Origin of the sequence: Pseudomonas pichavaramensis, assembly GCF_050473265.1 — a bacterium.
Lineage (GTDB): Bacteria > Pseudomonadota > Gammaproteobacteria > Pseudomonadales > Pseudomonadaceae > Aquipseudomonas.
Genome location: NZ_JBJKFJ010000004.1, coordinates 1 through 17287, shown reverse-complemented (window position 1 = coordinate 17287; position 17287 = coordinate 1). Strand labels below are relative to the sequence as shown.

The 17287-nt window shown below is 63.2% G+C and carries 15 protein-coding genes; 7 read left to right on the top strand and 8 right to left on the bottom strand.

All coding sequences use genetic code 11. The features are described from left to right. Positions 1–2: 2 nt before the first annotated feature. The 6 genes from atuC to ACJRW5_RS07695 all read left to right on the top strand — a co-directional run bounded on the left by atuC (position 3) and on the right by ACJRW5_RS07695 (position 8795). Positions 3–1619: a geranyl-CoA carboxylase subunit beta gene (atuC, locus tag ACJRW5_RS07720; protein ID WP_484569951.1), complete on the top strand. Its 1617-nt coding sequence runs from the start codon at positions 3–5 to the stop codon at positions 1617–1619. Between the two features lie 51 nt (positions 1620–1670). Continuing rightward, a complete protein-coding gene (gene atuD, locus ACJRW5_RS07715) occupies positions 1671–2828 on the top strand; it encodes a citronellyl-CoA dehydrogenase (RefSeq protein ID WP_484569950.1) in 1158 nt (385 codons plus the stop codon). A gap of 111 nt (positions 2829–2939) precedes the next feature. Next, positions 2940–3737, top strand: coding sequence for an enoyl-CoA hydratase/isomerase family protein (locus ACJRW5_RS07710; RefSeq protein ID WP_484569949.1), 798 nt, complete (start codon positions 2940–2942; stop codon positions 3735–3737). 84 nt (positions 3738–3821) lie between these two features. Next, complete coding sequence (locus ACJRW5_RS07705; protein WP_484569948.1) at positions 3822–5807, top strand: acetyl/propionyl/methylcrotonyl-CoA carboxylase subunit alpha; 1986 nt, start codon at positions 3822–3824, stop codon at positions 5805–5807. A 93-nt stretch (positions 5808–5900) separates the two neighbouring features. After that, entirely contained in the window at positions 5901–6725 is an 825-nt protein-coding gene (locus tag ACJRW5_RS07700; protein WP_484569947.1) for an SDR family oxidoreductase, read from the top strand. A gap of 243 nt (positions 6726–6968) precedes the next feature. Continuing rightward, on the top strand, positions 6969–8795 hold the full coding sequence (locus ACJRW5_RS07695) for a long-chain-acyl-CoA synthetase (RefSeq protein WP_484569946.1): 1827 nt from the start codon (positions 6969–6971) through the stop codon (positions 8793–8795). A gap of 32 nt (positions 8796–8827) precedes the next feature. On the opposite strand, the gene ACJRW5_RS07690 is transcribed toward ACJRW5_RS07695, so the two are convergent. The 8 genes from ACJRW5_RS07690 to ACJRW5_RS07655 all read right to left on the bottom strand — a co-directional run bounded on the left by ACJRW5_RS07690 (position 8828) and on the right by ACJRW5_RS07655 (position 16236). Continuing rightward, entirely contained in the window at positions 8828–9310 is a 483-nt protein-coding gene (locus ACJRW5_RS07690) for a hypothetical protein (RefSeq protein ID WP_484569945.1), read from the bottom strand. A gap of 94 nt (positions 9311–9404) precedes the next feature. Next, positions 9405–10079 (bottom strand): hypothetical protein, encoded by a 675-nt coding sequence (locus ACJRW5_RS07685; protein ID WP_484569944.1) that lies wholly within the window; start codon positions 10077–10079, stop codon positions 9405–9407. After that, entirely contained in the window at positions 10076–10648 is a 573-nt protein-coding gene (locus ACJRW5_RS07680; RefSeq protein ID WP_484569943.1) for an RNA polymerase sigma factor, read from the bottom strand. The genes ACJRW5_RS07685 and ACJRW5_RS07680 overlap by 4 nt, the downstream gene beginning before the upstream one ends. Continuing rightward, on the bottom strand, positions 10645–12345 hold the full coding sequence (locus ACJRW5_RS07675) for a vWA domain-containing protein (protein ID WP_484569942.1): 1701 nt from the start codon (positions 12343–12345) through the stop codon (positions 10645–10647). The genes ACJRW5_RS07680 and ACJRW5_RS07675 overlap by 4 nt, the downstream gene beginning before the upstream one ends. A gap of 74 nt (positions 12346–12419) precedes the next feature. Beyond that, complete coding sequence (locus ACJRW5_RS07670) at positions 12420–13877, bottom strand: aminotransferase-like domain-containing protein (protein ID WP_484569941.1); 1458 nt, start codon at positions 13875–13877, stop codon at positions 12420–12422. A 353-nt stretch (positions 13878–14230) separates the two neighbouring features. Then, positions 14231–15043 carry an OmpA family protein gene (locus tag ACJRW5_RS07665; RefSeq protein ID WP_484569940.1) on the bottom strand — a complete coding sequence of 271 codons (813 nt, stop codon included), beginning with the start codon at positions 15041–15043 and terminating at the stop codon, positions 14231–14233. Then, a complete protein-coding gene (locus ACJRW5_RS07660) occupies positions 15043–15393 on the bottom strand; it encodes a DUF4398 domain-containing protein (protein WP_484569939.1) in 351 nt (116 codons plus the stop codon). Before ACJRW5_RS07660 ends, ACJRW5_RS07665 begins: the two co-directional genes overlap by 1 nt. Before the next feature lie 9 nt (positions 15394–15402). Continuing rightward, entirely contained in the window at positions 15403–16236 is an 834-nt protein-coding gene (locus ACJRW5_RS07655; RefSeq protein ID WP_484569938.1) for a substrate-binding periplasmic protein, read from the bottom strand. 113 nt (positions 16237–16349) lie between these two features. Between ACJRW5_RS07655 and ACJRW5_RS07650 the strand changes: the two genes are divergently transcribed. Next, complete coding sequence (locus ACJRW5_RS07650; RefSeq protein WP_484569937.1) at positions 16350–17276, top strand: alpha/beta fold hydrolase; 927 nt, start codon at positions 16350–16352, stop codon at positions 17274–17276. Positions 17277–17287 lie beyond the last annotated feature (11 nt).

The following is a 17287-nucleotide window of genomic DNA, read 5'->3' as shown; positions in this document are numbered from 1 at the left end:
CGATGCCCGTGATCCAATCGGAAATCGACGTGCATGGCGAGGCCTTCGCGCAGAACCGCGAGGCCATGCTGAGCGCCATCGCCAGCTTCCGCGAGGTCGAGCAGAAGGTGCTGGACAAGGCGTTCGAGGCCAAGGCCAAGTTCGACAAGCGCGGCCAGTTGCTGCCACGCGAACGCCTCAACCTGCTGCTCGATGCCGGCGCGCCCTTTCTCGAACTGGCTTCGCTGGCCGGCTACAAGCTGCACGACGACAAGGACGGCAGCCAGGCCGGCGGCGGTCTGATCGCCGGCATCGGCTATATCGCTGGGGTGCGCTGCCTGGTGATCGCCAACAACAGCGCGATCAAGGGCGGCACCATCTCCCCCACCGGTCTGAAGAAATCCCTGCGCCTGCAGCAGATCGCGGTCGAGAACAAGCTGCCGGTGGTGACCCTGGCCGAAAGCGGCGGCGCCAACCTCAACTACGCCGCCGACATCTTCGTCGAAGGCGCGCGCGGTTTCGCCAACCAGGCACGCATGTCCGCCATGGGCCTGCCGCAGATCACCGTGGTGCACGGCTCCAGCACCGCCGGCGGGGCTTATCAGCCGGGCCTGTCGGATTACGTGGTGGTGGTGCGTGGCAAGGCCAAGATGTTCCTGGCCGGCCCGCCTCTGCTCAAGGCCGCCACCGGCGAGATCGCCAGCGACGAACAACTCGGCGGCGCCGAAATGCACGCTCAGGTCGCCGGCACCGCCGAGTACCTGGCCGAGAACGACGCCGACGGTGTACGCCTGGCGCGCGAGATTCTCGCCATGCTGCCGTGGAACCAACAACTGCCCGCGCGTGAGAAACGCACCTGGCGCGAGCCGCTGCATCCAGCCGAAGAATTGCTCGGCCTGGTACCCGCCGATGCCAAGAAGCCCTACGACGTGCGCGAGGTCATCGCACGCATCGCCGACGGTTCGGAATTTCTCGACTTCAAGCACGAGTTCGACAGCCAGACCGTCTGCGGCCAGCTGCGAATCGAAGGCCAGGCCTGCGGCTTCATCGGCAACAACGGCCCGATCACCCCGCAGGGTGCGGCCAAGGCGGCGCAGTTCATCCAGCTGTGCGAGCAGAGCAACACGCCGATCCTGTTCTTTCACAACACCACCGGCTTCATGGTCGGCACCGAGTCCGAGCGCAGCGGCGTGATCAAGCACGGCTCGAAGATGATCCAGGCGGTGGCCAACGCCAGCGTACCCAAGCTGACCATCGTCGTTGGCGGCTCCTACGGTGCCGGCAACTACGCCATGTGCGGGCGCGGCCTCGACCCACGCTTCATCTTCGCCTGGCCCAACAGCCGCACCGCGGTGATGGGCGGCGCCCAGGCCGGCAAGGTGCTGCGCATCGTCACCGAGGAAAAACACGCCAAGGAGGGCAAGGAAGCGGACCCGAAGATGCTCGATATGCTGGAAAGCGTGACCGCGCAGAAGCTCGACAGCCAGTCCACGGCGCTGTACGGCACCGCCAGCCTGTGGGACGACGGCCTGATCGACCCGCGTGATACGCGCAAGCTGCTCGGCTTTTTGCTGGATATTTGCGCAGAAGCCAATCTGCGGCCGTTGAAATCAAACCGTTTCGGCGTTGCCCGTTTCTGACCCCACACAAAGATTCGGTGCGCACGGCGCACCCTACGGAGAACAACAACAATGATCTTCACCCAGGAACACGAAGAACTCCGCCGCACCGTCCGTAACTTCGTCGACAAGGAAATCAATCCGCACGTCGAAGAGTGGGAGAAGGCAGGCCGCTTCCCCATCCACGATATTTTCCGCAAGGCCGGCGAACTGGGCCTGCTGGGCATCTCCAAACCTGAACAGTTCGGCGGCATGGGCCTGGATTACAGCTACTCGATCGTGGCCGCCGAAGAGTTCGGCACCATCCATTGCGGCGGCATCCCGATGTCCATTGGCGTGCAGACCGACATGTGCACCCCTGCCCTGGCCCGCTTCGGCTCCGACGCGTTGCGCGACGAGTTCCTGCGCCCGGCCATCAGCGGCGAGATGGTCGGCTGCATCGGCGTCTCCGAGGTCGGCGCCGGCTCCGACGTGGCGGGGCTGAAGACCACTGCACGCAAGGACGGCGACGACTACGTGATCAACGGCAGCAAGATGTGGATCACCAACTCGCCGTCGGCGGACTTCATCTGCCTGCTGGCCAATACCAGCGATGACAAGCCGCACGTCAACAAATCGCTGATCGTGGTGCCGATGAAGACCCCGGGCATCAGCGTCAGTCCGCACCTGGACAAACTCGGCATGCGCAGCTCGGAGACCGCCCAGGTGTTCTTCGACAACGTGCGCGTGCCGCAGCGCTATCGCATCGGCCACGAGGGCGCCGGCTTCATGATGCAGATGCTGCAGTTCCAGGAGGAACGCCTGTTCGGCGCGGCCAACATGATCAAGGGTCTGGAGCACTGCGTCGACACCACCATCGACTACTGCAAGCAGCGCCACACCTTCGGCCAACCGCTGATCGACAACCAGGTCATCCACTTCCGCATGGCCGAGCTGCAAACCGAGATCGAAGCCCTGCGCGCGCTGGTTTACCAGGCCACCGAGCAATACGTGAAGGGCCGCGACGTGACCAAGCTGGCGTCGATGGCCAAGCTCAAGGCAGGCCGCCTGGGGCGTGAGGTGTCCGACGCCTGCCTGCAGTACTGGGGCGGAATGGGCTTCATGTGGGACAACCCGGTGTCGCGCGCCTACCGCGACGTGCGCCTGGTCAGCATCGGCGGCGGTGCCGACGAGATCATGCTCGGCATCATCTGCAAGCTGATGGGCATCCTACCCGGGAAGAAAAAATAGCCCGGTGTGATTCTGCGACAGCGCCCATGCCCTTCGACGCAGAGCGTGGAAACGATCAACGCACCGTAGGAGCGGCTTCAGCCGAGAACCTTCGAAATCAAAGGTGTATCCATGAGCGACCTGCCCCACTGCGAAACCCTGCGGCTGAACCTCGACGCAGGCGTGCTGCACATCACCCTGAATCGTCCGGACAGCCGCAACGCCATGAGCCTGGCCATGGTCGGCGAGCTGCGTGCGACCCTGGAGGCCGTGCGCCATGAGCCAGACGTGCGCGCTCTTGTCCTGCGCGGCGCCGGTGGCCACTTCTGCGCCGGCGGCGATATCAAGGATATGGCCGGAGCACGCGCCAAGGGCGGCGACGCCTACCGCGAGCAGAACCGCGCCTTCGGTGCACTGCTGGAAGAGGCCCAGGCTGCACCACAAGTAATGGTAGCGGTGCTGGAAGGCGCCGTGCTCGGCGGCGGCTTCGGCCTGGTCTGCGTATCCGATGTGGCCATCGCCGCCAGCAGCGCCAGATTCGGCCTACCGGAAACCACGCTGGGCATCCTCCCGGCGCAGATCGCCCCCTTCGTCGTGCACCGCATCGGCCTGACCCAGGCGCGCCGCCTGGCCCTGACTGCAGCCCGCGTAGGCGGTACCGAGGCCCTGCGCCTGGGCTTGGTGCATTACTGCGAGCACGATGAGACCGCCCTGCAGCAGCGTCTGGACGAAACCCTGGAACAGATTCGCCAATGCGCGCCCCAGGCCAATGCCCAGACCAAGGCCCTGCTGCTGGCCAGCGAACACGAAGCCCTAGGCCCACTACTCGACCGCGCCGCCGAACAGTTCTCCGCCGCTGTGACCGGCGCCGAGGGGGTCGAGGGCACCATGGCCTTCGTGCAGAAACGCAAGCCGAAGTGGGCGCTGTAGTAGCTCCCCTCTCCCCAAGGGGATAGGGAACAAATAGACCGTAGCCCGGATGCAATCCGGGGATCGCCCCACAGGAGCACAAAGATGCCCGCATTCAACAAGATCCTCATCGCCAACCGCGGCGAGATCGCCTGCCGGGTGATGCGTACCGCTCTCGAACTTGGCTACCGCACCGTGGCGGTGTACTCCGAAGCCGATGCCGACGCCCGCCATGTACAGATCGCCGACGAAGCCGTGTGCATCGGCCCGGCCCAGGTCAGCCAGTCCTACCTGCGTATCGACGCCATTATCGAAGCCGCGCGCAAGACCGGCGCCGACGCCATCCACCCGGGCTATGGCTTCCTCTCCGAGAATGCCGACTTCGCCCGCGCTTGTGAGGCAGCCGGCATCGTTTTTATCGGCCCGAGTATCGAGGCCATCCACCTGATGGGCAGCAAGCGCCTGTCCAAGATCGCCATGTGTGACGCCGGCGTGCCCTGCATTCCCGGCTACGAAGGCGCGGCGCAGGATGACGACACCCTGGCTAGCGAGGCCGAGCGCATCGGCTACCCGCTGATGATCAAGGCCAGCGCCGGTGGCGGCGGTCGCGGCATGCGCTTGGTACAGGAATCCGCCGAACTACTGGGTCAGCTCCGCACCGCCCGTTCCGAGGCGCAGAACGCCTTCGGCTCCAGCGAGCTGATCCTCGAACGGGCGGTGATCCGCCCGCGCCATGTGGAGATTCAGGTCTTTGGCGACCAGCACGGCAATATCGTCTATCTCGGCGAGCGCGACTGCTCGGTGCAACGTCGCCACCAGAAGGTGGTCGAGGAAGCCCCCTGCCCGGTCATGATGCCGGAGCTACGCAAGGCCATGGGTGAAGCGGCGGTCAAGGCTGCAGCCTCGGTGAGTTACGTCGGCGCCGGCACCGTGGAATTCCTCCTCGATACCTCCGGCGAATTCTTCTTCCTGGAAATGAACACCCGTCTGCAGGTCGAGCACCCGGTTACCGAGCTGATCACCGGGCAGGATCTGGTGGCCTGGCAAATTCGCGTCGCCGAGGGCCAAACTCTGCCGCTCAAGCAGGAGGATATTCACCTCACTGGCCATGCCATGGAAGTACGCCTGTACGCCGAGGATTCGGCCGCCGGTTTCCTGCCGCAAACCGGCCAGGTGCTGCGCTGGGAACCTGAGCTGCTGGCCGGCGTGCGTATCGACCACGGCCTGGTCGAGGGCCAGGCTGTCACGCCCTTCTACGACCCGATGCTGGCCAAGGTCATCGCCTACGGCGCAACCCGCGACGAAGCGCGGCGCAAGCTGGTGCGGGCCGTCGAGCAGTGCGTACTGCTGGGTGTGAACGGCAACCGGCGCTTCCTCGCCAACCTGCTCAAGCACCCGCAGTTCGCCGCCGGCAACGCCAGCACCGCCTTTATCGCCGAACACTTCGCTGATGACCCAAGCCTGCAGCCACACACGGCCAGCCTGGCCGAACTGGCCATCGCCGCTGCCCTGCTCTATCAGGTCTCGGCCGACGCCCGTGCGCACCAGCCAGGCCTGTCCGGCTGGCGCAGCGCCGGCAGCGCACCCTGGCGCTTTGTCCTCAAGCAGGGCGAACACAAGCACGCCGTGGAGCTGGATGTGCTCGCCAGCGGCCCGCAAGCGCACCTTTGCGTGCGTCGGGGCGAGGAGCAACTACCTGTGCGCCTGCTGGCCAGCGACGGTCGCTGGCTGACTCTGGAGCTGGACGGCGTGCGCCGCCGCCAGGCCTATCACATCGAAGGTGAGCGCCTGTGGCTGTACGGTGAACACGGCAATCTGGAGCTGCAGGATGTTACCCACGAGCCGGCCGGCGGGCAGAACGCCGCCAGCAGCGGCGCGGTGAAGGCGCCGATGGATGGCGCCATCGTCGACGTACTGATCGCCGAGGGCGTCAGCGTGAGCAAGGGGCAACTGCTGGTGGTGCTGGAAGCGATGAAGATGGAGCACCCGCTCAAGGCCGGCGTCGACGGCATCGTCCGCCGCGTTGGCGTGAGCCAGGGCGATCAGGTGAAGAATCGCCAGTTGCTGGTGGAGATCGAAGCTGCTTCGTAGGTGTCGCGGGGCCGCCTAGGCCGTGCGCACCAAAAAATCCGGCGGTGCGCACGGCGCACCCTACGCACATCAAAAACAACAAAAGGAACGTCCATGTCACTTTCCGGCAAAACCCTGTTCATCACCGGTGCCAGCCGCGGCATTGGCCGCGAGATCGCTCTCAAGGCTGCCGCCGAAGGTGCCAATATCGTTATCGCGGCCAAGAGCGCCGAGCCGCACCCGAAACTGCAAGGCACCATCCACAGCGTCGCCGCCGAGGTCGAGGCCGCTGGCGGCAAGGCACTGGCCCTGCAACTGGATGTGCGTGACGAACAAACCGTGGCCGCCGCCATGGCCGAGGCTGCCGAGCATTTCGGCGGCATCGACGCGCTGATCAACAACGCCGGTGCGATCAAGCTGGTGGGCGTGGAGAAACTCGAACCCAAACGCTTTGACCTGATGTACCAGATCAACACCCGCGCAGTGATGGTCTGTAGCCAGGCGGCGCTGCCCTATCTGAAGAAGAGCTCGAACGGGCACATTCTCAACCTTTCACCCCCACTCAACCTCGATACCAAGTGGTTCGCCCAGCACGGCCCCTACACCGTGACCAAGTACGGCATGAGCATGCTCACCCTGGGCATGCATGAGGAATTCAAGAAATACGGCATCAGCGTCAATTCGCTTTGGCCGAAAACCATGATCGCCACCGCCGCCATCGAGTTCGAGCTGGGCAGCCGCGACGCGTTCAAGCGTGCACGCACCCCGGCCATCATGGCCGACGCGGCCCACGTAATTCTGAGCAGCGAAGGTCGCAGCATCAGCGGGCGCCTGCTGATCGACGAGGACATCCTGCGTGAACAGGGCGTCAGCGACTTCGAACAGTACCGCTTCGATCCCGCGGGCGGCAGCCTGGTGCCAGACCTGTTCGTCGATTGAAGCCTCGGAAGCTGCCCGGATGCAATCCGGGCTACAGGTACCCCGATCCGTAGGGTGCGCCACGCGCACCGAGACAACCGTGGGATTCGCGCCTTGCCCGGTGCGCACGGCACATCCTGCGAGCGGTAATGCTATTTGCCGATCTGCCCGCCGCTGAGCGCACCAGAGCCATGGCTGGAGCGAACCACGCTGACTAGAGTCAGGACTCGCCTCCAACTCATAACAGCCAAAGTGCGAGCCCCCATGAGCCAAGCCGATCTGATTTCACCCTTCCGCTTTCTGGCCCACCTGCCACAGCATCTGCCACGTGTGCCACGCATGCTGCGCGGCCTGTACTACGCCGGTATCCGCAACCGCGAGAAGAACCTGTCGCTGGCTTGGGCCCTGCAGCGCGCCGCCGAATGCCACCCCGAACGTCCGGCGCTGATGGATGAAAACCGTCAACTCAACTACCGCGCGTTCAATGCCTGGGCCAATCGCCTGGCCTGGGCGTTCAAGGCCGAGGGCGTCGGCCACGGCGACGTAGTCGCGGTAATGCTGGAGAACCGTCTGGAACTGCTGGCGATCCTTGCCGCATTGAGCAAGCTCGGCGCGGCCGGCGCGCTGATCAATACCACCCAGCGAGGCAAGGTGCTGGCACACAGCTTCAATCTGGTCAAACCCGGCTTTCTGGTGATCGGCGACGAACTGCGAGGCGCCTTCGACGAGATCGCCGAACAGTTGCACAACCATCATGCCCGTCGTTACTGGATCGCCGATCAGGATTGCCTGCGTGATCCCGGCCAGGCGCCGGGCGGCTGGCTCAACCTCATGCAGACCGCCAGCGGCCAGGCCGAGGACAACCCGCCGGACAGCCAGCATGTACGCATGAAGGACGCCTGCTTCCTGATCTACACCTCCGGCACCACCGGCCTGCCCAAGGCCTCGATCATGAGCCATGGCAAGTGGATCAAGGCTTACGGTGGCTTCGGCCACTCCGGCCTGACCCTGAACGAGCACGACGTGCTCTACCTCACCCTGCCCTGCTACCACAACAACGCCGTCACCGTATGCTGGAGCGCGGCCCTGGCCGGCGGCGCCGCCATTGCCCTGCGCCGCAAGTTCTCCGCCAGCGCCTTCTGGAACGACGTGCAGCGCTACAACGCCACGTGCTTCGGCTACATCGGCGAACTGTGCCGCTACCTGCTCAATCAGCCGCACACTGACAGCGAAGAGAACAACAACCTGCGCTGCATGATCGGCAACGGTCTGCGCCCGTCGATCTGGGCCGAGTTCAAGCAGCGCTTCGGCATCGAACAAATCACCGAGTTCTATGCCTCCAGCGAAGGCAACATCGGCTTCACCAACGTCTTCAACTTCGACAACACTGTCGGCTATACACCTGCGACCTACGCCATCGTTCGCTACGACCTGGAGAGCGACCGTCCCGTGCGCAGCCGCAGCGGCTTTCTGCAAAAGGCCGACAAGGGCGAAGCGGGTCTGCTGATCAGCGAAATCAGCGCCAAGTGGCCGTTCGATGGTTACACCGACCCGGCCAAGAGCGAGGCGGCTATCCTGCGTGATGTATTCAAGAAAGGCGACGCCTGGTTCAATACCGGCGATCTGATGCGCGACATCGGCTGCAAACACGCGCAGTTCGTCGACCGCCTCGGCGACACCTTCCGCTGGAAGGGCGAGAACGTTTCAACCACCGAGGTGGAAAACGTGCTGGGTGCCTTCCCCGGCGTCGAGGATGCGGTGGTCTACGGCGTGGAGATACCCGGCACCAATGGCCGCTGCGGCATGGCCGCGCTGCGCCTGAGTCAGAGCTACGAGCTGGACGGTACCGCCCTGGCAATCCATCTCGACGCAGAACTGCCGGCCTATGCCGCGCCGCTGTTCGTGCGCCTGCTCGGCGAGGTCGAGACCACCGGCACCTTCAAGTACAAGAAGACGGACCTGAAGCAAACCGGCTATGACCCGAACCAAGTCGATGGCCCGCTCTACGTGCGCCTGCCTGGTTCGCAAGGTTTCCAGCGCTTGGATGGCGAACTGCATGCTGCCATCACAGAGCAACACTACCGTTTCTAGCAGTCTTCAACCGCGCGCGTGCGCCGCCCCTGCTACTGCTTGAACTCGAACTGCAACTCGGCCCCTTCGATGGAGTCCCAGTAGTCATCCACCCGCTCGTTACTGATCAGTCGACCGCTGATCTGAAATGGGCTCTGGACCTCGGGTTTCTCGCCAAACAGCGCCGGCAGCACGGGCGCGAGTTCCTCACGCGTCTCGCTCTCCAGCGCCTGTTCGAACAGCTCGTGCGGCACGCTCAGATCCAGCGCCGGCCTGGACTCGGGCTCTGCCGGTTTGGCGGGTGGAGTCTTAGCGGCTATTGGCGCCTTGGCGGGGGCTGCGGGCTTGCTTGCGACCACCTTGGCAGGCGGCGCGGGTTCCATAGGCTGGGGCTCGGCGGTATCGGCAACGGCCGCAGGTGCAGGCTCTGCAACCGCCGCCGCTGCCGGGGCTGACTGCTGCGCAACGGGCTCCGGCGTACGCTCACAGGCGCTCAACCCAGCCAGACACAGCAACAGAAAAATGAACTTACGCATCATGGGACAAGGGTAACTCGATCAATAACGCGCCCATGCTCCTCCGCATGGGCGCGCCTGACAAGCTGACTTACATGACTTTTACTTCGGCGCCTCACTCAGTCGGGGGCTCGGCGAGCAGATGCGCGAGCTCGGCGTCGATATCCAGCTGCGGATAATCGACCTCGAGCTGCTCCAGTAGCTGCTGCGCCTCTTCCTGTTTGCCGGCCTTGCGCAGCGCCAACAAACGTAACAACGCCTCGCGCGGCTCACTCTGCATGACCAGCTCGGCAAGAGGCTCGACTGCAGCGGGTGCGGGCATCATATCGGCCAATGCCGCAGGTGCGGCCTGACGTGCCCTGACCTCACTCTTCATGCGCTCTCGCGGCTCGGCCATGCGGGCCACCGACTCATTTTCCTCGGCGCGCTTGGCCGCCATCGGCGCCGGGGCTGGCGGGCTCATCATCACGCTGGGCGGTACGCTGTCGAAGGTCCCCGGGGCCTGCTCAAACGTGCGCCAGGTCAGGCTGACGCCAATGCCGACGCACGCCAGCCCGGCCACCGCCACCGACCAGCGCTGACGGCCGCTACCGAATAGCCACTGATGGAGCCGCTGCGCCCAACCGGCGTCACGACCGGTTGCTTCAGCCTGCCTCGTTTCACGGGCGGCGATGCTTGCCGCCTTCAGGATATGCGCATCCAGCTCAGCCGAGGGCTCGCCGCTGCCATGGGCACGGAAATGCGCCAGCAGTGCCTGCTCGTGGTCCAGAGGTTCTCGTTCATGGGTCATGCGGACAACTCCTCGGTGGCCAGCAGCCGGCGCAGTTTCTGCAGGGCATAGCGCAGACGACTTTTGACCGTCTCCGCCGGCGTGCGGGTCAACTCGGCAATCTCGTTCAGTTCCAGGTCGCCATGGGCGCGCAGCAGGAACACTTCGCGCTGATCTTCCGGCAGATCGGCCAGCGCCGCCTGCAGCCGTTCACTGTCGCGGCTCAGGCTCCATTGCTGCTCGGGGCCAGGCTGGGGGTCGGCCTGGGCATGCTGGCCCTCATCGTATTCGTCATGCCCGGCCTGATGGCTACCCGTCTTGCGCCAATGATCGATCAGGCGGTTGCGGGCGATCTGGTAGAGCCAGGTCTTGAACAGCACCGCCTCGCGCTGCTCGCTCTGACTGCGGATCAGGCTCATCCAGGTTTCCTGGAACACTTCTTCGGCCAGGGTGTTATCGCCACACAACCCGAGCAGAAAGCGGAACAGGCCCAGCCGGTGGCGCTGATACAACGCATTGAAGGCCGCAGCATCGCCGCGGCGGTAACGCCGCAGCAGCGCGGCGTCGTCATCCGTGAGAGGTGCGTTCACTGCTGAACTCTTACTGGTGTGGAGCCGGAAGTTTGCAGGCTCTGAGCAATTTCGGCCAGCTGGATAAACTCGCCACGCAAGCCGAAACGGTCCTCGCCCTTGGCCGAGCGCGCCAATTCGATGCTCTGCGCCAGGTCGAAGTCGACCGTATAGCGCCCATCCTTGAGCCGCTGGGCAAAGGCGGCAACTGCTGCGGCGAAACGCAGATCCTCGCTGGCGGCCGTAATCGGCTTGGCCTCGGCACGCGCGACGGGACGCTCCAGCAGTCGACTGCTCACCTCTCCTGGCGCCTTGTAGCGAATCCGCAACCAGGCCAGTTCGCCGCTCTTGCTGGCGGGCTGGGCAGCGGTCTGATAGCGCAGTGGTTCCAACCAGCCTTTGCCACCGGCCGGGACGATTTCGTACAGCGCGGTGACGGTATGCCCGGCGCCGATATCACCGGCATCGACCTTGTCGTTGCTGAAGTCTTCGCGTTTGAGCGCACGATTCTCGTAGCCCAGCAGGCGGTACTCGCTGACTTCACTCGGATTGAATTCCAATTGCAGCTTCACATCGCTGGCCACCGTAGCCAGGGTCGAACCGAGTTGATCAACCAGCACCTTGCGCGCCTCGCGCAGGTTGTCGATATAGGCGTAATTGCCGTTGCCGGCATCTGCCAACTGCTCCATCAGGCGCTCGTTGTAATTGCCCATCCCGAAACCCAGCGTGGTCAGCGAGACGCCGCTCTTGCGCTTGTCGGCCGCCAATTGCTTGAGGCTCTCGAAGTCGCTGATGCCGACATTGAAGTCACCATCGGTGGCCAGCAGGATGCGGTTGATACCGCCGTCGATCATATGCTTTTGCGCCTGCTGGTAGGCCAACTGGATACCCGACTCGCCGGCCGTCGAACCACCGGCACTGAGCTGATCGATGGCCACGCGGATCTTCGCCTTGTCGCTGCCTGGCGTGGAATCCAGCACCACCCGGCTATCACCGGCATAGGTGACCAGCGAGACGCGATCCTGCGGGCGCAGCTGTTCGACCAGTAGCTTCAGCGTACTCTGCACCATTGGCAGGCCCTCGCGGCGATGCATCGAGCCGGACACGTCGACCAGGAACACCAGGTTGGCCGGCGGCAGCTCATCCACACTGCGATCAGAGGCCTTGATGGCGATGCGCAGCAGGCGCGTCTCAGCGTTCCACGGCGTCACCGCCAGCTCGGTGCTGACGCCGAATGGCACATCCCCCTGCGGCAACGGGTAGGCGTAGGGGAAATAGTTGACCAGCTCCTCCAGGCGTACTGCGTCCTTCGGTGGCAGCTGCCCGCCATTGAGGAAGCGGCGCACGTTGGCGTAGCTGCCGGTATCGACATCGATACTGAAAGTGGAAACCGGCGTATCGGCGACGGCGAACACCGGGTTATCGGCGTAAGCCTGGTACTGCTCGCGCGACTCGTCGCGGTAACCCGGTGGTAAAGCATCGGCAATTGGGGCCGGAGCATAAGCCAAGGTCGCCATACGCTTCTGGCTGGCCTCTGCCGGCATCACGGCAGCTGCCGGTGTAGCCAGGCGTTCGCGCAAAAGTGGCGCAGTGGGCTCCGAACGGGCCTGGACTTCCGGTTCCGGGCCAGAGGCGCTGCAGGCGGCGAGCAGCAGCAAGGTTGCTACGGAAAAGCCGGCAGCGAACGGACGAACGAGCAATGCGGAATAAGCGGACATGGTGCACCTCCTGAGCAATGGCACGAGACCTTCGCTCAGGTAGACGCAGCCCTTTGCTCGTTCGGGTTAAAGCATCAGGCGATTTTTTCGCCTTCCCATGAGCCGCCCACTTCCTGGCACAGCTGCGTGGCGAGCATGCCGAGCGTCATCAGTGCCCGCTCCGCTTCGCGATTCCATGGGATGCCGCAGTTGAGCCGCACGCAGTGGTTGAACTGCTCGGTGTTACTGAAGATCAGTCCCGGCGCAATCGAGATGCCCTGCTGCAGCGCCCGCACATGCAGATCCTTGGTGTTGACGCGTGCCGGCAGGCTGACCCAGAGGATGAAGCCACCCTTGGGCCGGGTCATCTGCGTACCGGCCGGAAAGTACTGCTGCACCGCCAACTGGAAAGCACTGAGATTCTTGCGGTACTCCTGACGGATATGCCGCAGATGTCGGTCATACCCGCCATTCTCCAGATAGGCGGCTACCGCCATCTGCGTCACGCTGCAGGCCGAATGCGTGGAGAAGGTCTGCAGACGCTGGATCTCGTCCTGATACTTACCCGCGACGATCCAACCAATACGCACCCCAGGCGACAATGTCTTGGAAAAGCTCGAGCAATAAATCACCCGACTTTCACGGTCGTGCGACTTCAGCGCCTTGGTCGGCCCCTGCTCGAACATCAGCTCGCCGTAGATATCGTCCTCGACGATCTGGAAATCGTAATCGCCTGCCAGGCGCAGCAATTGACGCTGACGCTCCTCGGGGATGGTGCCACCGAGCGGGTTGGACAAGCGTGCGGTTAGCACCAGCGCCTTGATCGGCCACTGATTCGCAGCCAACTGCAGGGCTTCCAGGCTGATGCCGGTGGTGGGGTCGCAAGGAATCTCGATGACCTTGAGGTCCAGCAGATCGGCCAATTGCAGCAGGCCGTAATAGGTCGGCGATTCCACCGCAATCAGATCACCCGGTTTGGTCAGCACGCGCAGACTCATCTGCAGCGCATCGACACAACCGTGAGTGATCACCACTTCGGACGGGTCCACCACCACGCCCGCATCGCGCATGCGGATCGCCACCTGTCGACGCAGTGGTTCGAAACCGGGGCTGAACATGTAGCTGAACGCGCGCGGGCTGTGAAAACGAGTGACCTTGGCCAGTTGCTGGTGCAGCGCGCGCACCGGCAGGTAATCGACATGCGGCACTGCCGCGCCCAGCGGGAACACTCCCTCGCGCCGTGATTCGGTAAGCACCTGATTGATGATGCTGGCACGAGTGACCAGACCAGGCCGCTCGACCTTGGCGATATCCGGCGTCGGTGCGGTCAACGCTGGCGTCTGATGCACATAGAATCCGGACTGCGGGCGAGCGCGGATCAGCCCCTGATCCTCGAGATTGGCGTAAGCCTGCAACACCGTGGCGTGGCTGACATTGAGCTGGGCGCTCATCTTGCGCACCGAAGGCACGCGCTCTCCCGGCTGGTAGACACCACGACGAATATCTTCGGCCAACTGCTGGGCGATACGCTGATAGAGCAACAGATTGGTCATGGGGTCATCCTCCGAGGTACTGGAGCATAACAGTAAACTATTCTTACACAATTGTACCGGCACAGATCGCAACAGCCTGCGCCATACAGCACTTCGCCGAAATCTGTATCTGTGACGCATGAAAGAAAAACCCCGGACATGCCGTAATGTTGTTCACATAAGAAGTGGTCGGACGCGATTAGTCCCCTCGCCCCTTTGGGGAGAGGGTTAGGGAGAGGGGAAACTGGCAGTTTCGCGGCATTTTCAGCCCTCTCCCCCAGCCCCTCTCCCATGAATGGGAGAGGGGAGCCAACGTCTGTAACCTTAAATGAACAGCATTACGGGCATGCCGGGGTTTCGGGAAGCAGATCGAATCAGCGCTCGGCGCCGAGCTGCCCTCGCTCATCAGAGAAGACGATCTCCACGCGGCGGTTCTGAGCACGCCCTCGCACCGAGGCATTCTCAGCCACAGGGAAATCGACGCCATAGCCGGCGACCTGGATACGCTTGGCGTCGATGCCGAGGTCGACAAGCAGATCCGCCACCGCTTGCGCACGCGCGCGTGAAAGCTCCAGATTCTCCGCCGCATCGCCGGTATTGTCGGTGTAACCCTCGATGCGCACCCGGCGTTGTGGGTTGATCTGCAGGAACTGCACGAGCTTGAGCACCGTGCGATTGGCCGCAGGCTGAAGTTCTGCGCGACCAGCATCGAACAGCATGTCGCCCAGTGTCATCACCAGGCCACGCTCGGTTTCGCTGGTGGCGAGGCTGACCATCTGCTCCTCCAGCCAGCCGTTGTGCTGCTGCACACTGAGCAGCTTGGCTTCACGCAGGGTCAGTTGCAGGCGCTGACGTTCCAGCTCGAGCTTGGCTACGCGCTCCTGGTTGAGGCTGATATCGCTGTGCTGCCTGGCGATCTCGGCGTAGCGCTGACTGAGGTAGGCGTAATGACGCACATCCTCCCCACTGCCCCAGTAGCTGGACAGCCGCTCAGCACGGGCCAGTGACTCGCCCGCGCGAATGACGTCCTTGGGTGCGGTGCTCAGCACACCCGGATCTTCCTTGACCGACTGGAAGCTGAGACGTGCGGCCTCAAGAGCCTGCTCATTCGCCGGCTGATTGGCAGCGCAGCCGGTGAGCAACGTGCCGAGTAGCATCAGGCCACCCAGATAACCGGAAACCTTCATCACATGGCTCCCAATTGCTGGCGCAGTCGATTGATGCGTTGATTGACTTCCAGCAGTTGCTCACGCCCCTTGGCATTGACGTGTTCGGCCTCAGCCAGACGCGCATCCAGCTCGGCCTGCTCGGCAAGCAGGCGCGCCTCTTTGTTCTCGCCGTCCTGCAGTGCAGCCTGAGCTTGAACGAACTTCTCTTCTGCCTGGCGCAACGATGGCGATTGCTCGCCGACTACGCCCAGCGCCTGGGCTTGAGTCAGTGCCTGCTCGGTCAGGCGCAATTGCTCGATAGGCGCAGGGTCGCTGGCACAGGCAGCCAGACCTAGCGCCATGAGCAAGGTAAGGGTTCGATTGATCACGAAAATTTCCTACTGAGTAACGTCGCCAACCGGGTCGGGCTGCATCTGCTGTGCCTTCCACAACTCCAGGTTGCGTTGCAGGAACTGCTCAGGCAGTCCGGCAGCGACCAATTCTGTCATTTTCCGCGCCAGCTGTCCGCGCAACCACGGCTCGTTACAGGCCGAGTTGTGCGACAGGGTCAGATACAACCCTTCACTGGAGATCGGCGGATCCAATACCTCGAGGTCATCGTCCATGCCCAAGGTTTCGGCGAGTGCCAGGCCCGGGTAACGCTCATAGAGCACATAGTCGGTGCGGCCGAGCAACAGTTTCTGAAAAGCCTGAGTCAGGCTGGAAACGCCTTCCAGAGTCAGGTTTTCCTTGGCAAAGCTATCGAACTGCTGGCCAAAGCTGTTACCCACCAGGGTATCGCCCTTGTAGTCCTGCAGGTCGATCCAACTGCCATAGGGGAAAGCTTCTCCCTTGCGCACCCAGACCACGCTGGGCGTGAAGAAAAAGGCGGGATGCACGTAGTCCATGTTTTCCAGGCGCGGCAACGTGATGAAGGCTCCAGCGAGCAGATCGACACGACCGGTACGCACTTCGTCCTGCGCCCTTGACCAGGGACCGGTGTAGATCACGTCGACCACAACGCCCAGCTCCTTGGCCAGGTGCTTGAGCAAGTCGGCGTTGGCCCCGATCAGTTGCTGCGGATTCTGCGGATCACGCCATAAATATGGTGGATACTCCGGATTGCCGGTCGCCACCAGACGCTCGCACTTGCCGGCAGCCAGACCGGTGATCGGGATCAGGACCAAGGCGCACCATAGCAACAGCGACTTAAACGGGTAACGCTTAGGCATCGGTTACTCTCGGCTCATGCGTGGATCGGCAGGATGATGAAGCATCCCGGAAACCTTCTACGTTCATGCTAGCTTAATGGCGCCGCCATAATAATTCGCGATAAGGACGCGCCATGAAAAAACTGCTGTTCTTGCTGCTGGTGCTGCTCGTGGGTAGCGCAGCGATCCTGTACTTCTTTCCCGCAACCCAACTGGCAGGACTGCGCCTGATCGAGCAGCAGCGGGCGGGTCTCAGCCATGAACAACTGCGTGTCGGCGATCTTAACATCCATTACTACCGGGGAGGACCGGCCACAGCCGAAACACTGGTGCTGATCCATGGCTTTGCCGCGGACAAGGACAACTGGCTGCGGTTCTCGCGCTACCTGACCAATGACTACCAAGTGATCGCGCTGGACCTGCCAGGTTTCGGCGACAGTGATCATCCAGCCGGCAGCTATGACGTCGGCACCCAGGCCGAACGCCTGGCTAACATTCTAGAGGTATTGGGGATCGAGAAAGCCCATGTACTGGGCAACTCGATGGGCGGACATATTGCCGCACTCTACGCTGCACGCTATCCGCAGCATGTCAGCTCACTGGCGCTGTTCGACAACGCAGGGGTCGACGCGCCCCACAAGAGCGAACTGTTCCAGTTGCTGGAGAGCGGTGCCGGCAACCCACTGGTCGTACGCAGCCCGCAGGACTTCCAGCGCCTGCTGCAATTCGTCTTCGTCGAGCCGCCCTATCTGCCGGAGTCGCTCAAACACTACATGGCCGAACAGAGCATGGCCAACGCGGCGCATTACGATCAGGTATTCCGGCAGCTGGTCGAGCGTTACATTCCGCTCGAAACGGAACTGCCCAAGATCAAGGCGCCGACCTTGCTGCTGTGGGGCAAGCAGGATCGCGTACTGGATGTTTCCAGCATCGAGGTCATGCAACCACTGCTGCATGAGTCCAGCGTGGCGATCATGGACAACGTCGGCCACGCCCCCATGCTCGAACGCCCCGAGGAGAGCGCCCTGCTCTATCGCCGCTTCCTTGACAGCCTGAAGTAGTCGCTTGAACC

Coding starts and splice junctions, on each gene's coding strand:
- atuC (WP_484569951.1), top strand. CDS start 3: ATGCCCGTGATCCAATCGGAAATCGACGTGCATGGCGAGGCCTTCGCG.
- atuD (WP_484569950.1), top strand. CDS start 1,671: ATGATCTTCACCCAGGAACACGAAGAACTCCGCCGCACCGTCCGTAAC.
- ACJRW5_RS07710 (WP_484569949.1), top strand. CDS start 2,940: ATGAGCGACCTGCCCCACTGCGAAACCCTGCGGCTGAACCTCGACGCA.
- ACJRW5_RS07705 (WP_484569948.1), top strand. CDS start 3,822: ATGCCCGCATTCAACAAGATCCTCATCGCCAACCGCGGCGAGATCGCC.
- ACJRW5_RS07700 (WP_484569947.1), top strand. CDS start 5,901: ATGTCACTTTCCGGCAAAACCCTGTTCATCACCGGTGCCAGCCGCGGC.
- ACJRW5_RS07695 (WP_484569946.1), top strand. CDS start 6,969: ATGAGCCAAGCCGATCTGATTTCACCCTTCCGCTTTCTGGCCCACCTG.
- ACJRW5_RS07690 (WP_484569945.1), bottom strand. CDS start 9,310: ATGCGTAAGTTCATTTTTCTGTTGCTGTGTCTGGCTGGGTTGAGCGCC.
- ACJRW5_RS07685 (WP_484569944.1), bottom strand. CDS start 10,079: ATGACCCATGAACGAGAACCTCTGGACCACGAGCAGGCACTGCTGGCG.
- ACJRW5_RS07675 (WP_484569942.1), bottom strand. CDS start 12,345: ATGTCCGCTTATTCCGCATTGCTCGTTCGTCCGTTCGCTGCCGGCTTT.
- ACJRW5_RS07670 (WP_484569941.1), bottom strand. CDS start 13,877: ATGACCAATCTGTTGCTCTATCAGCGTATCGCCCAGCAGTTGGCCGAA.
- ACJRW5_RS07665 (WP_484569940.1), bottom strand. CDS start 15,043: ATGAAGGTTTCCGGTTATCTGGGTGGCCTGATGCTACTCGGCACGTTG.
- ACJRW5_RS07655 (WP_484569938.1), bottom strand. CDS start 16,236: ATGCCTAAGCGTTACCCGTTTAAGTCGCTGTTGCTATGGTGCGCCTTG.
- ACJRW5_RS07650 (WP_484569937.1), top strand. CDS start 16,350: ATGAAAAAACTGCTGTTCTTGCTGCTGGTGCTGCTCGTGGGTAGCGCA.